Raw genomic sequence first — 13660 nt, 5'->3', positions numbered from 1 at the left:
TTTTTTCATTCGCGGTGTCGGATCGCTGGCAGTTCATGCGTCATAATGGAAGCTCAACAGGAGGTTTCGATATGGCCAAAGCAATCGCAATCATCGTCGCCCGTATCATCTTCAGTTTCATCTTCTTCATGGCAGCCGGCTTCAAGTTCGCCGATATGGGCGCGACGGCGGGCTATATCACCGCTGCCGGCTTTCCGATGGCGACCTTCCTTGCTTGGGTCGCAGCCTTCTTCGAGATTGCGCTCGCGCTCGCCTTCATCTCGGGCGCCTTCTTTTCCGAAGCCAGTCTGCTCGCCGGCATCTATGTGATCTTCCTCGCTTTTGCCTTCCACGGGCCATCCCATTGGCAGCAGAACCAAGCCGAGTTCGGCTTTTTCGTCGATCACTTCACCTTCCTCGCCGGCCTGCTCTTTGCCGCCGTCCACGGACCGGAGAAATGGGCCTTGAGGCACACACTCCTCCGTTAGCCTTTTCCCTCCGGAACCAACTGCCGCGCCGAACATTGGCCTATCGGCAGAACGTCATGGAGGGTTGCCCATGGAACTGAAGGGAAAGGTCGCGCTGGTCACCGGCGCCGGTTCCGGCATCGGCAAAGCAGCCGCTTTGAAGCTCGGCGCCGAAGGAGCGATGGTCGCAGTGCTGAGCCGCACGGCAGACGAGGTCGAAAAGACCTGCGCGGAGATCAGGGCCGCCGGCGGCGAGTCGATCGCGCTGACGGCCGACACCAGCGACGAATCCCAAATGCGCGCCGCGGTACAGAAACTGACGGAGACTTTCGGCGGCCTCGACATCGTTATCGCCAATGCCGGGATCAATGGTGTCTGGGCGCCGATCGACGATCTGACGCCGGAAGAATGGGACAAGACCATCGCCGTCAATCTGCGCGGCACCTATCTGACCCTGCATCTGACGGTTCCGCATCTCAAGCGCCGCGGCGGTTCGATCGTCGTCGTCTCCTCGATCAACGGCACCCGCACCTTCACGACGCCGGGCGCCACCGCCTATACCACAACCAAGGCAGGTCAGGTCGCCATGGTCCAGCAACTCGCCTTGGAACTCGGCCGGCACGGCATCCGCGTCAATGCCGTCTGCCCCGGCGAGATCGAAACCAATATCAGCGCCAATACCGACAGCCGCCATCGCGAAGAGACGGAGGTCCCGGTCATCTGGCCGGAGGGCGATATCCCGATCGCCGGCGGCAAGGCCGGCAAGAGTGAGGACGTCGCCGAAACCATCCTCTTCCTCGCCTCCGAACGCGCCCGCCACATTACCGGCACCCCGATCTGGATCGACGGCGGCCAGGGCCTGCTGCGATAGAGCTGAAATTGCCTCGACGGATCAGGCGCTCAGCCGGGCGCTGTCGAGCGTGTAGAGTTCCTGCGCGCGCTGTACACCGCGCAGCGCATAACGTCCGACACAGGCGAGAGCCGATCGCTGTTCCTCAGGTATCACAGCGGCGAAATCGGAGGAGATCAGCAGGTTGAGATCGACCGAACGGCACATGGAGGCAATGCGGCTGACCTCGTTGACGGCGGGGCCGATGACCGTGAAGTCCAGCCGGTCCTGGCTGCCGATATTGCCGTAGAAGACATCGCCGATATGCAGTCCGATATAGACATCGGTCGTTGGCCGGCCGTCGGCTGCGCGCGCGGCATTGAGCTTGATGAGCTTTTCGCGCAGCAACGATTCGGCGTTGAGCGCCGCCCGGCAGGTTTCTGCCGGCACCTCGCCCTTGAAGATGGCGAGCACACCGTCGCCGATCAGCTTCAGCACGTTGCCGCCGGCCTCGTGGATCGCCGAGATCGCCATCTCACTGTAATCGTTGAGCAGCGGGATGATTTCCTCCGGCGGCACACGGTCGGAAATCTTGGTGTAGTTCAGGAGATCGGAAAACCAGAGTGCGGCCGAAATCCGCTCCGATTTGCCGCGGCTGATCTTGCCTTCCATCACCTGGCGCGCCGCATCCTCGCCGAGATAGACTTCGGCAATGGTGCGGGCGATGCGCCCGAGCGCGACGCACTTGATCGCCAGCCCCAGAACAGGCACCAGCTTGCGCAGGATGGCGAGATCGTGGTCGGAAAAGCCCTCGGGATGTTTGGTTGCGAAATGCGAGAAAAAGCAATCCATTTCACCGATCGTACCGGCTTCGCTGAAACGATGCATCATTGCGACGAAATCGGTGTGGCCCGCTTCCGCTATCTTGTCGAGCATGGTGAAATCGATTGGATCGCCAAAGCCGATGCGTCGGCGCACCTCCCGCTCGTTGCCCGCCCAAAGATGGTAGAAGGCCGAACGCTGCCAACTCGACGCCGCTTCGCCCGAACTCGTCGGACCATATTCGAATTCCGTCTCTATTTCCTCCACGCTGTCCCAACGGAAGGCGCGGCCCTCATGCACGGGATGCAACGTGTCCATCAGCGCCATGCCGCGGTCGAGCGGCAGGCCGGCATCCCGACAGGCCGCGCAGAAACCGGTCATGAGCTCGGCTTCCGAGGCGCCCTTCAGTCCCTGCTCCGTGACCCAGGCCGCGATACTGCTGACGTCGCTGTAATCCATGCCGCTCACCTTTGTACGTTCCGAAGCTGTAGCCCAAATTCACCGCGGAAGGAACGCCGATGCCTCAGTCGCCCGCGGGCATATTGTAAGGCGTGAGGATTTCGACCGATGAAAGCGAGGCCGAAACCGCTCGCCCCGATGCCGCAGCCCGGCTCATGATCGCCCTGAAGGCCGAACGCGCATCGGTTCTGAGATCGTGATGCAGCACGAAGCCGATCCGGCGCGCGGCAAGCAGGGCTCGATTATCCGCATCCAGGTCATGAGCGACGAAGACGCGAGCCGAACGCCTGGCCGCATCGAACGCCGCCAGCACCGCGCGATTGCCGCCGCCGATCGAATAGACGGCATTGATGGCAGGATCGGCCGCAAGTGCAGCCGCCGCAAGCGTTCCCGTCGCGGCATCGGTGCCGTGTCCCTCGCTGATTTCGGTGATGCCGATCCCGGGATAATGGGCGCGGATGACGCGGCGAAAGCCGATTTCGCGCTCTTCCTCGCCGCGGAACCGTCCGCTCGACAGCGTCACCAGCACCTTGCCGCCGTCAGATCCGAGGAATTCGCCGATGAGATAGGCTGCCATCTCCCCCGCCGTCCGGTTGTCGGCGCCGGCATAGGCAATGCGTGCCGAATTCGGCAGGTCCGTCACCAGCGTCACCACGGGGATGTCGGCCGCATCCGCCCGGGCAACGGCGGCGGCCACCTCCGCAACGTCAGGCGCCTTGAGCACGATGCCATGCGTGCCGCGCAGCCGGATGCGATCGAGGAGCTGCACCAGCTCGGCCGGCCTCATCACCTCGGCGAAATGAAAACGGCAGCGGAAGACGCCCGGCAGGAAAGCCGCCATCTCCGCTTCGAAAGCGGCGCGCACCGCATCGCTGAACCGCTGCGGCGTCTCCATGACGATATCGATCGCCAGCATGCGCCCGCTGCCCATCGTACCCGCCTGCTGTTTCTCAAGTTCCGCGATCGCCGCCCTTACCCGCATTTCCGTCTGCCGGCGCACGCCCGGCCTGCCGTTCAGCACCCGGTCGACGGTCGCGGTGCTGAGCCCCGCCTGGAAGGCGATGTCCTTGACGAGAAAGGTATGGGCCATTGGCCGTCCTGATGGTTTTTTGATGGATTCTTGATCTATATCACCTGGCAGCCCGGCGTATAGTGCCTCCATCGGAACCAGGGAGGAGCCGCTATGAAAACCGACAACCAGCAGAAACGACGCGCCGACCGCGTGTGGCTGACCGAAGAGACCTGCGATCTCGGCGATTTTCGCCGGCTTGCGGAAAAGACGACTGCGCTTTCCGATTATCCCTTGGCGTCGGCGGTCGACAAAAACATCCTGATCTATGACAGCCGCAAGGTCATGGAGGCGGCCGCAGCTTGTGAAGGCCGGCGTGCCGTTCTGGCCGAGATCTGCGAGGCCTTCGGCGAAGGGCCGGGCGTCGTCGTGTTCAAGCATGCCTTCGAAGATACCGGCATCATCGACCGCGCCAGCGCCATCTTCGACGGGATCATCGAAGAACAGCACCGCACCGCGACCGGCGGCGGCGATCACTTCGCCAAGCCCGGCGCCAACGACCGCATTTGGAATTCGCTGGAAAAACATTGCCTCGCCGATCCCGCGAATTTCGCCGAATATTACGGCAACGCCATCATCGCGCTGGCAAGCGAAGCCTGGCTCGGCCCGAGCTACCAGATGACGGCCCAAGTCAACCGCGTCAATCCGGGCGGCGCGGCGCAATCGGCCCATCGCGACTACCATCTCGGCTTCCAGTCCTCCGATGTGATCGAACAGTTTCCGGCCCATGTGCACCGGCTGTCGCCCGTATTGACGCTGCAGGGCGCGGTTGCCCATTGCGACATGCCGCTCGAGAGCGGACCGACGCTCTTCCTGCCGCACAGCCAGACCTATGTGCCGGGTTATCTCGCGCTGAAGCGCCAGGAGTTCCGGGATTATTTCGAGGCCAACCATGTCCAGCTGCCGCTCGAAAAGGGCGACGTCGTCTTCTTCAACCCCGCGCTCTTCCACGCCGCCGGCACCAACCGCTCCACGGATATCAAGCGGGTCGCCAACCTCCTGCAGGTCTCCTCCGCCTTCGGCCGCGCCATGGAAACCGTCAATCGCGAGCGGATGAGCGCGACGCTCTTTCCCGCGCTGAAAACATTGCAGGGCAGGCTCTCACCCGGCGAAATCGCCAATGCCGTCGCCGCCTGCGCCGAAGGCTATTCCTTCCCCACCAATCTCGACCGCGACCCGCCACTCGGCGGCCTGGCGCCGAAGACACAGGCACAGCTGATGCATGAGGCGTTGAAAGAGGGCTGGAGCGACGAAACCTTTGTGGCAGCACTTGCCGAACAGGCCCGAAAGAAGTTGAGCTGACTTGGAAATCGGAGCCCCCTCATCCGCCTGCCGGCATCGACCGGGGTGAGCCACGGGTCTCACCCCGGTCGATGCTCGTAGGGCGGATGAGGGGGCCACACGGCATCAATCTAACAGCCTCCCGCGCCCCACGGGAGGCAATTCACACATCATCATAAGGGAGGAACCACATGAGCACAGACCACGGCCGCCTCGACGGCAAGATCGCCATCGTCACCGGCGGCACCCAGGGATTGGGCGCCACCATTGCCCGCCTCTTCGCCGAACGCGGCGCGGAAGGCATCGTCATCTGCGGCCGCAACGAAGCGAAGGGCAAGGCGAAGGCGGAAGAGATTTCGGCTGCGACCGGCGTGAAGGTCGTCTACGTCAAAGCCGACCTCGCCAAGGTCGAGGATGCGAGCAATGTCGTGCACGCCTGCGACGAGGTCTTCGGTCGCATCGACGCACTGGTCAATGCCGCCGCCATCACCGATCGCGGCACCATCCTCGATACCAGCCCCGAACTCTTCGATGCGATGTTCGCCGTCAACGTGCGCGCCCCATTTTTCCTGATGCAGGAAACGGTGAAGGTCATGCGACGTGAAAAGATCGAGGGCACGATCGTCAACATCGGCTCGATGTCGGCCAGGGCAGGCCAGCCCTTCATCGCCGCCTATTGCGCCTCCAAGGGCGCGCTGGAAACGCTGACGAAAAACACCGCCTACGCACTGCTGCGCAACCGCATCCGCGTCAACGGCCTCAACATCGGCTGGATGGCCTCCGAAGGCGAAGACCGCATCCAGCGCGAATATCACGGTGCACCCGCCGACTGGCTGGAACAGGCCGCCGCCAGCCAGCCCTTCGGCCGTCTCGTCGATCCGCAGGAAGTGGCGCGCGCCTGCGCCTACCTGTCGTCTTCCGAATCCGGCCTGATGACCGGCTCGGTCATCTGCTTCGACCAGTCGATCTGGGGCGCCTATGACGGCTCGCCGCATCCGGTCGCGGCGCTGTGAGAAACCCGGAGCCCGGCAATTCCGGCAGCCGGGCTCTGGCACCACCGGATTTTTGTGGATAGGAAGGAGCGGCAGCATTCAGGGAGGAAACTGGCGTGGCCGACAATCCGCTTTATGACATCCGCGATGAACGTTTCGCCGCTCTGGTCATCGGCAGCGCGGCGCTCGAGGAGCTTTATTCCGGCTGCCGCTGGACGGAAGGCCCGGTCTGGTTTTCCGACCTGAACTGCCTGCTCTGGAGCGATATCCCGAATGAACGCATCATGCGCTGGACGCCTGACGGTACGGTCTCCGTCTTCCGCTCGCCCTCCAACTACGTCAACGGCAATACCCGCGACAGGCAGGGCCGGCTCGTCTCCTGCGAGCATGGCGGCCGCCGCGTCACCCGCACCGAGCCGGACGGCACGATCACGGTTCTCGCCGACAGCTACAAGGGCAGGCGGCTGAACTCGCCGAACGACGTCGTCGTGCATTCCGACGGCTCGGTCTGGTTCACCGACCCGACCTACGGCATCCTCTCGGACTACGAAGGCCACAAGGCCGAGCCTGAACAAGCGACCCGCAACGTCTACCGTATCGACCCCGCAAGCGGCGCGGTCGAGGCCGTCGTCGAGGATTTCATCCAGCCGAACGGCCTGGCCTTCTCGCCCGACGAGACGCGGCTCTATATCGCCGACTCCGGCTCGGCAAAACATGAAGTGCCGCGCCACATAAGAGTTTTCGACGTCGTCGACGGCAGAAGGCTGACGAACAGCCGCTATTTCTGCAGCCTCGACGTCGGCAATCCCGACGGCTTTCGCTTCGATGTCAGCGGCAATCTCTGGACGAGCGCCAGCGACGGCGTGCACTGCTTTTCGCCTGATGGCACACTGCTCGGCAAGATCAAGGTGCCGCAGACGGTGTCCAACCTCACCTTCGGCGGCCCCAAGAAGAACCGGCTCTTCATCACCGCAACGCGCTCGGTCTATTCGATCTATATCAAGACGAACGGCGCGCAGTATCCGTAAGGATCGATCGAAGGCCCGCACAGGATTACGCCCGCCGGATGCATGCCATCAGGAAGTGTGAGGCGGTTCCAGATGACGGCATGCATGAAAAAAGCTAAAGCGCATCGCATGAATCAGATTTGACGCGAAGCGCTCGAGCCGCCCGCGCCTTATTGCATCAAGGAGGAATACAGGATGACCCGATTTTCATGCGCTCAATGGCGCCGCACCACTCCTGATGCCATGACCTGGAGAGCCTGAATGCGTTCCGTCGTTTCCTTCAACGAAGGCTGGAGTTTTCACGAAGGCTTCGGCCAGCGCCTGCTCGAAAGCTTCGACGCCGCCAAGTTGGTCAGTCTGCCGCACACCGCCGTCGAGCTGCCCTTCAATTATTTCGACGAGACCAGCTATCAGCGCGCCTTCACCTATCAGAAGATGCTGCGCTGGCTGCCGGAATTCGAGGGCCGCGAGGTTTCACTGATCTTCGACGCCGCCATGGCCGACAGCGTGGTCTATCTGAACGGCGAGGAAATCATCGCCCACAAGGACGGCTATACCCCCTTCGAGGCCCGCCTGACCGGCAAGCTGGTGAAGGGCGAAAACCTTGTGACCGTGAAGATCGACGGCAGTGAAAATCCCGCCATTCCACCCTTCGGCGGCCGCATCGACTATCTCACTTATGCCGGCATCTATCGCGACGTCTGGCTGAAAGTCACCGACCCGGTCTCGATCCGCAATCTCAAGATCGAAACCACGGACGTTCTCGCCTTGGAGAAATCGGCAAGCATCCGCGTCGATATCGCCAATCCGGAAAGCCGCAGCTTTGCGGCGACCGTCACCGCCACGCTGAAGCAGGCAGACGGTACCGTCATCGCCACCGCCGCAACCGAAACCATCAGCGACAGCACCCGGCTTTCCTTCGGCGGCCTTACCGGCATCGCCCTCTGGGACATTACCGATCCCAACCTCTACGAGGTTACGGTCGAACTGAGGACCGCACACGGTTCCGACCGTCTCTCCGCGCGCTTCGGTTTCCGCACCGCCGAATTCACGCCGGAAGGCTTCCTGCTGAACGGCAAGCCGCTGAAACTGCGCGGTCTCAACCGCCACCAGGCCTTCCCCTATGTCGGTTACGCCGCCGGCCGCTCCGCCCAGGAGCGCGACGCCGACATCATGAAGACGGTACTGAAGTGCAATATCGTCCGCACCTCTCATTATCCGCAGTCGAAATGGTTCCTCGACCGCTGCGACGCGATCGGCCTGCTCGTCTTCGAGGAAATCCCCGGCTGGCAGCATATCGGCGATGCAGACTGGCAGAAGGAATCGATCGAAAACGTCCGCCGCATGATCGAGCGTGACTGGAACCATCCCTCGATCATCATCTGGGGCGTGCGCATCAACGAGTCCCAGGATAGCCACGACTTCTATGTCGAGACCAACCGCCTGGCCCGCGAACTCGACAGCACCCGCCAAACCGGCGGCGTGCGCTATATCACCGAGAGCGAGCTGCTCGAAGACGTCTATACGATGAACGACTTCATCCTCGGCAACGAGGAGCTGCCGGGCTCCAACCGCCCCCGCACCGCACTGCGCGGCCAGCAGGAAAACACCGGCCTGTCGCAGAAGGTGCCGTACCTCATCACCGAGTTCAACGGCCATATGCACCCGACGAAGATCTACGATCAGGAGCAGCGCCAGGCCGAGCATGTGCGCCGACACCTTGATGTGCTGAACGCCGCCTACGGCGACCCCGACATTTCGGGCGCCATCGGCTGGTGCATGTTCGATTACAACACGCACAAGGATTTCGGCTCCGGCGACCGCATCTGCTATCACGGCGTCATGGACATGTTCCGCGAGCCGAAATTCGCCGCCTATGCCTATATCAGCCAGTGCGATCCCTCCGAGGAGATAGTCATGAAGCCGGCGACCTTCTGGGCGCGCGGCGAGCGCAATATCGGCGGCGTGCTGCCGCTGATCATCCTGACCAATTGTGACGAGATCGAGCTGCAATACGGCGCGCTTTCCAAGCGCATCGGTCCGGACCGCGAGAACTATCCGCATCTGCCGCATCCGCCGGTCGTGCTCGACCATCGGCACTTCACTGCCGATGAACTCGGCACCTGGGGTCTCGAATGGATCGACGGCACCCTGATCGGCTATATCGGCGGCCAGCCGGTGACGAGCCTGACACTGGCGGCCGATCCCTTGCCGACGACGCTTGAGATCGTTGCCGACAGCCTCACGCTGAAAGCCCGCGAACGCGACAGCACCCGCGTCATCATCCGCGCGCTGGATCAATGCGGCCAGCGCCTGCCCTTCATGAACGACAGTATTTCGCTGAAGGTGCATGGCCCGGCAAAAATCGTCGGGCCGACAAATGTGCCGCTGCAGGGTGGCACCGCGGGCTTTTGGCTGGAAGCGACGGGGCTGACCGGCGAAATCACCGTCGAGGCGGTCTCTTCGCGTTTTGCGCCGGTAACACTTGCCGTAACGGCCGTCGCCTGACGCATGACTCAAAATGTTGGAGCATCGCGCGCCTTATCAGACGCGCGATGCTCTGATGAGCTTACGAAATCCGCGCCTGCGTTTCGGGATCGAAGAAGACGGCCTTGTCGAGATTGAAGGCGAGGCGTGTGTTTTGGCCGGGTGCGATGCCGGCATCGGCGCGCAGACGGGCGACGACCTCCTTGCCGCCGAGCTTGGTGACGGCGAAGGTGTCGGAGCCGGCGGGTTCGACGACTTCGATCAGGCAGTCGCCTTCGGTCAGCGAACGGGCGTTGCGGTCGGCGCCGTCGGGGTCGGTCAGCGCTTCCGGCCGGATGCCGAAGATCACCTGCCGGCCGGCATAGGAGGAAAGGCCGTTGCCGGTCGTTGCGACGGGAAGCCTGAGCGGGGCGGCGTTCGGCCGTTCGAGCGAGACCGCGAGGCCGCCTGCGCCGTTTTCGACCGAGGCCTTGACCAGGTTCATCGCCGGCGAGCCCATGAAGTCGGCGACGAACATGTTGGCGGGATTGTTGTAGATCTCCGCCGGCGTGCCGAACTGCTGGACGATGCCGTCCTTCATGACAGCGATCCGGGTCGCCAGCGTCATCGCCTCGATCTGGTCGTGGGTGACGTAGACGATGGTCTTGCCGGTCGCCTGATGCAGCCGCTTGATCTCGATGCGCATGTCGACGCGCAGTTTCGCGTCGAGGTTGGAAAGCGGCTCGTCGAACAGGAAGAGCTTGGGATCGCGCACCAGCGCCCGGCCCATGGCAACACGCTGGCGCTGGCCGCCCGACAGCTGCGACGGCTTGCGGTCGAGGAGATGGCCGATCTGCAGCACCTTGGCGACCTTGTCGATCGCCTGCTTACGTTCTTCCGGCGGCACGCCGCGCATCTCCATGCCGAAGGCGATGTTGCCCGCCACCGTCATGTTCGGATAGAGCGCATAGGACTGGAACACCATGGCGATGTCGCGCTTGGAAGGATGCAGGCCGTTGACGGCCCGCCCGTCGATGCTGATCTCGCCGGACGTGATCGTCTCCAGCCCGGCAATGGTGTTGAGCAGGGTCGACTTGCCGCAGCCGGACGGGCCGACCAGCACCAGGAAGCCGCCCTTTTCGAGTTCGAGATCGATCCCCTTGAGGATGTCGACGGCGCCGAAGCGCTTTCTGAGACCGGAGATTTCCAGGAAGGCCATGACTTACCCTTTGACTGCGCCCGCCATCAGGCCACGCACGAAGTAGCGGCCGGCGAGGATATAGACGATGAGCGTCGGAACGGCCGCGATCATCGCCGCCGCCATGTTGACATTGTATTCGACCACCCCAGTCGAGGTGTTGACGACGTTGTTCAGCGCCACCGTCATCGGCATGGAATCGCCGGTGCCGGCGTAAGCGGAGGCAAACAGGAAGTCGTTCCAGATGTTGGTGAACTGGTAGATGACGGTGACGACGATGATCGGCAGCGAGTTCGGCAGCATGATGCGGCGGAAGATCTGGAAGAAGCTGGCGCCGTCGACCTGGGCGGCCCGCACCAGCTCGGTCGGAAACGCCTCGTAGAAATTGCGGAAGAACAGCGTGGTGAAGCCGAGGCCATAGACGACATGGACGAAGACCAGATTGACCGTCGGATTGCCGAAGCCGAAGGTAAGGCCGGTGGCGTTCTGCAGCGTCATGCCGAAGCGGCCGAACGAGCCGAGGATGGTCGCCATCGGCAAGAGCACCGACTGGAACGGGATGAAGCAGGCAAACAGCATCAGCCCGAACACCAGCGTGTGGCCGGGGAAACGCCATTTGGTCAGGACATAGCCGTTGAGCGCCCCGAAGATGGTGGAGATGGCGACGGCCGGCACCACCATCTTGATCGAGTTCCAGAAGTAGCCCTTGATGCCGGCGCAGGTCAGCCCGACGCAGGTCTCGCCCCAGGCCTTGATCCAGGGATCGAAGGTCGGCGCCTGCGGCAGCGCCAGCATGTTGCCGCTCTGGATCTCGTCCATCGTCTTGAACGAGGTCACGAGCATGACGAAGAGCGGCATCAGATAGAGGACGGCGAAGATGACAAGCAGGCCGTAGATGACGATGCGGCCGATCCAGCGGGCATTGCTGGACTGGGAGTGGGAGGGAGAGGAAGCCGAGATGCTCATCGGGCCTTCTCCTTCAGTTCGGAATAGAGATAGGGCACGATGATCGCCGAGATCGTCATCAGCATGATGATGGCGCTGGCCGAGCCGACGGCCATCTCGTTGCGCTTGAAGGTATATTCATACATGAAGTTCGACGGCAGCCAGGCCGAGCCGCCCGGCCCGCCCGAGGTCAGCGCCACGACGAGGTCATAGGACTTGATCGCCATATGGGCGAGCACGATGAAGGCCGACAGGAAGACCGGGCGCAGCAGCGGGATGATGATGCGGCGATAGAGCTGCAAGGGCGAGGCCCCGTCGATCTGGGCCGCCTTCATGATCTCGCCGTCGATGCCGCGCAGACCGGCGAGGAACATCGCCATGACGAAGCCGGACGCCTGCCAGACACCGGCGATGACGACGGTGTAGATGACGAAGTCCTTGTTCTTGATCCAGTCGAAGTGGAAGCTCGTCCAGCCGAAGTGATGCAGCGTCTGTTCGAGCCCGAGGCCGGGGTCGAGGAACCACTTCCAGGCGACCCCGGTGACGATGAAGGAAAGCGCCATCGGATAGAGGAAGATCGGCCGCAGCAACCCCTCGCCGCGGATCTTCTGGTCGAGCAGGATGGCGAGCAGCAGGCCGAGCGCCAGGCAGATGCCGACATAGAGGAAACCGAAGATCGCCATGTTGGTGATCGAGGTATACCACGAGGACGGCGGGTCGCTCTCGAAGGTCCAGCGCCACAGCCGCTGATAGGCGCGCGCCCCCGTCAGCTGGTAGGAGGGGAAGGTCTTGGAATTGGTGAAGGAGAGATAGGCCGTCCAGACGATGAAGCCGTAGACGAAGACGAGCGTGATGACGAAGCTCGGCGCCAGCACGATCTTCGGCAGCGCATCCTGCAGCCGGCCCCTGAGCGAGACCCGCGTCGCTTGCTCCGGCGTCAGAGCCGGATCGGTGGTCGCAACTGTGCTCATGGAATGTCATCTCCTCCCTGCATCGTCAGGCCCGCATGGTCGCGGGTCTGATGCTTCCCCGCGAAAACGCGGGGAAGCCTTGTTCATCGGCAGCGGTCTCAGCGGGCGTCGTCGATCGCCTGGACGAGCTGGGTGACGGCCTCGTCGGAGGTCTTGATCTGGCCGTGGACGAACTTCGAGACGACGTCCTTATAGGCATTGGCGATCGCCGGAGGCGCGCCGTAACCCTGGGCGAGCGAGCCGAACAGCGTGCCGCCTTCGTTGGCCGCCTTCAGGTCGGCGATGCCCTTCTTGCCGCAGGCGTCGAAGTCGGTATCGGGAACGTCGGTGCGGGCGGGAACCGAACCCTTGACGACGTTGAAGGCCGATTGGAAGCTCTTCGACAGCGTCGCCGTCGCCAGCGCCACCTGGGCGGCCTTCCGGTCGTCGGGAACGTTGAACATGCCGAACATGTCGGAGTTGTAGATCACGCTGCCGTCGGTGCCGGGGAAGCGGTAGCACAGGAAGTCGGTATCCGGCGTCTTCTTGGCGGCGACGAATTCGCCCTTGGCCCAGTCGCCCATCACCTGCACCAGCGCGTCACCCTTGATGACCATGGCGGTCGCAAGGTTCCAGTCGCGGCCGGAGAAGTTCGGATCGACGTACTGGACGATCTTGGCGAGGTTGTCGAAGGACTTCTTCATCGTGTCCGACTTCAGCGACGCCTCGTCGAGATCGTTGAAGGCCTTCTTGTAGAATTCCGGTCCGCCGGTCGACAGCACGATGGAATCGAACATCGTCGCTTCCTGCCAGTTCTGGCCGCCGAGCGCCAGCGGGATGACGCCTGCGGCCTTCGCCTTGTCGAGCAGGGCGATCAGGTCGTCGAAGGTCTTCGGCTCACTGCCGCCGATCTTGTCCATCACGGCCTTGTTGATCCACAGCCAGTTGACCGAATGGACGTTGACCGGGGCTGCGACCCACTTGCCGTCATAGACGGAGAACTTCTGCAGTGCGGCCGGCACCGACTTGTCCCAGCCTTCCTTCTTCGCCGTCTCGGTCAGGTCGCCCATGACACCGGCCTGGGCATAATCGAGCACGGTATAGCCCAGCATCTGCGAGGCCGTCGGATAGGTCCCCGCCGCCACCATCGCCTTCAGCGCCGTCATCGCCGCATCACCGCCGCCGCCGGCAACCGG

The 13660-nt window shown here is 62.9% G+C and carries 12 protein-coding genes; 6 read left to right on the top strand and 6 right to left on the bottom strand.

Annotation, left to right across the window (positions count from 1 at the left end; all coding sequences use genetic code 11):
- Positions 1-71 precede the first annotated feature (71 nt).
- Together ATY78_RS06905 and ATY78_RS06900 are read left to right on the top strand one after the other, a co-directional pair.
- Positions 72-467, top strand: a complete 396-nt coding sequence (locus tag ATY78_RS06905) for a DoxX family protein (protein WP_088681605.1) — start codon at positions 72-74, stop codon at positions 465-467.
- A 70-nt stretch (positions 468-537) separates the two neighbouring features.
- Positions 538-1317 (top strand): SDR family NAD(P)-dependent oxidoreductase, encoded by a 780-nt coding sequence (locus tag ATY78_RS06900; RefSeq protein WP_088681604.1) that lies wholly within the window; start codon positions 538-540, stop codon positions 1315-1317.
- Between the two features lie 21 nt (positions 1318-1338).
- On the opposite strand, the gene ATY78_RS06895 is transcribed toward ATY78_RS06900, so the two are convergent.
- Positions 1339-2556 carry an adenylate/guanylate cyclase domain-containing protein gene (locus ATY78_RS06895; protein ID WP_088681603.1) on the bottom strand — a complete coding sequence of 406 codons (1218 nt, stop codon included), beginning with the start codon at positions 2554-2556 and terminating at the stop codon, positions 1339-1341.
- A 64-nt stretch (positions 2557-2620) separates the two neighbouring features.
- The gene (locus ATY78_RS06890) at positions 2621-3646 is read right to left on the bottom strand and encodes a LacI family DNA-binding transcriptional regulator (protein ID WP_088681602.1); all 1026 of its coding nucleotides are present in this window, start codon (positions 3644-3646) and stop codon (positions 2621-2623) included.
- 93 nt (positions 3647-3739) lie between these two features.
- On the opposite strand from ATY78_RS06890, the gene ATY78_RS06885 reads away from it, so the two are divergent.
- The 4 genes from ATY78_RS06885 to ATY78_RS06870 all read left to right on the top strand — a co-directional run bounded on the left by ATY78_RS06885 (position 3740) and on the right by ATY78_RS06870 (position 9413).
- The gene (locus tag ATY78_RS06885; protein WP_088681601.1) at positions 3740-4927 is read left to right on the top strand and encodes a phytanoyl-CoA dioxygenase family protein; all 1188 of its coding nucleotides are present in this window, start codon (positions 3740-3742) and stop codon (positions 4925-4927) included.
- 170 nt (positions 4928-5097) lie between these two features.
- Complete coding sequence (locus tag ATY78_RS06880) at positions 5098-5919, top strand: SDR family oxidoreductase (protein ID WP_088681600.1); 822 nt, start codon at positions 5098-5100, stop codon at positions 5917-5919.
- 95 nt (positions 5920-6014) lie between these two features.
- Positions 6015-6926: an SMP-30/gluconolactonase/LRE family protein gene (locus tag ATY78_RS06875; RefSeq protein WP_088681599.1), complete on the top strand. Its 912-nt coding sequence runs from the start codon at positions 6015-6017 to the stop codon at positions 6924-6926.
- Positions 6927-7166: 240 nt separating this feature from the next.
- Positions 7167-9413, top strand: a complete 2247-nt coding sequence (locus tag ATY78_RS06870; RefSeq protein WP_088681598.1) for a glycoside hydrolase family 2 TIM barrel-domain containing protein — start codon at positions 7167-7169, stop codon at positions 9411-9413.
- 61 nt (positions 9414-9474) lie between these two features.
- Here ATY78_RS06870 and ATY78_RS06865 read toward each other — a convergent pair whose 3' ends face one another.
- The 4 genes from ATY78_RS06865 to ATY78_RS06850 all read right to left on the bottom strand — a co-directional run.
- Positions 9475-10590, bottom strand: a complete 1116-nt coding sequence (locus tag ATY78_RS06865; RefSeq protein WP_088681597.1) for an ABC transporter ATP-binding protein — start codon at positions 10588-10590, stop codon at positions 9475-9477.
- 3 nt (positions 10591-10593) lie between these two features.
- Entirely contained in the window at positions 10594-11535 is a 942-nt protein-coding gene (locus ATY78_RS06860; RefSeq protein WP_088681596.1) for a carbohydrate ABC transporter permease, read from the bottom strand.
- A complete protein-coding gene (locus tag ATY78_RS06855) occupies positions 11532-12485 on the bottom strand; it encodes a sugar ABC transporter permease (protein WP_088681595.1) in 954 nt (317 codons plus the stop codon). Before ATY78_RS06855 ends, ATY78_RS06860 begins: the two co-directional genes overlap by 4 nt.
- Positions 12486-12583: 98 nt before the next feature.
- Positions 12584-13660, bottom strand: a 1077-nt coding sequence (locus ATY78_RS06850) for an ABC transporter substrate-binding protein (RefSeq protein ID WP_141105628.1), incomplete at its 5' end; no start/stop codon positions are given.

Source organism: Rhizobium sp. R635 (assembly GCF_002211285.1).
Taxonomy (GTDB): domain Bacteria; phylum Pseudomonadota; class Alphaproteobacteria; order Rhizobiales; family Rhizobiaceae; genus Rhizobium.
Note: the sequence above shows the minus strand (reverse complement) of the source record. Positions and strands in the feature narration are given on the sequence as shown.

Bases quoted from the DNA above. Each gene is read 5' to 3' on its own strand.
- ATY78_RS06905 (WP_088681605.1), top strand. From the start codon at position 72: ATGGCCAAAGCAATCGCAATCATCGTCGCCCGTATCATCTTCAGTTTC.
- ATY78_RS06900 (WP_088681604.1), top strand. From the start codon at position 538: ATGGAACTGAAGGGAAAGGTCGCGCTGGTCACCGGCGCCGGTTCCGGC.
- ATY78_RS06895 (WP_088681603.1), bottom strand. From the start codon at position 2,556: ATGGATTACAGCGACGTCAGCAGTATCGCGGCCTGGGTCACGGAGCAG.
- ATY78_RS06890 (WP_088681602.1), bottom strand. From the start codon at position 3,646: ATGGCCCATACCTTTCTCGTCAAGGACATCGCCTTCCAGGCGGGGCTC.
- ATY78_RS06885 (WP_088681601.1), top strand. From the start codon at position 3,740: ATGAAAACCGACAACCAGCAGAAACGACGCGCCGACCGCGTGTGGCTG.
- ATY78_RS06880 (WP_088681600.1), top strand. From the start codon at position 5,098: ATGAGCACAGACCACGGCCGCCTCGACGGCAAGATCGCCATCGTCACC.
- ATY78_RS06870 (WP_088681598.1), top strand. From the start codon at position 7,167: ATGCGTTCCGTCGTTTCCTTCAACGAAGGCTGGAGTTTTCACGAAGGC.
- ATY78_RS06865 (WP_088681597.1), bottom strand. From the start codon at position 10,590: ATGGCCTTCCTGGAAATCTCCGGTCTCAGAAAGCGCTTCGGCGCCGTC.
- ATY78_RS06860 (WP_088681596.1), bottom strand. From the start codon at position 11,535: ATGAGCATCTCGGCTTCCTCTCCCTCCCACTCCCAGTCCAGCAATGCC.
- ATY78_RS06855 (WP_088681595.1), bottom strand. From the start codon at position 12,485: ATGAGCACAGTTGCGACCACCGATCCGGCTCTGACGCCGGAGCAAGCG.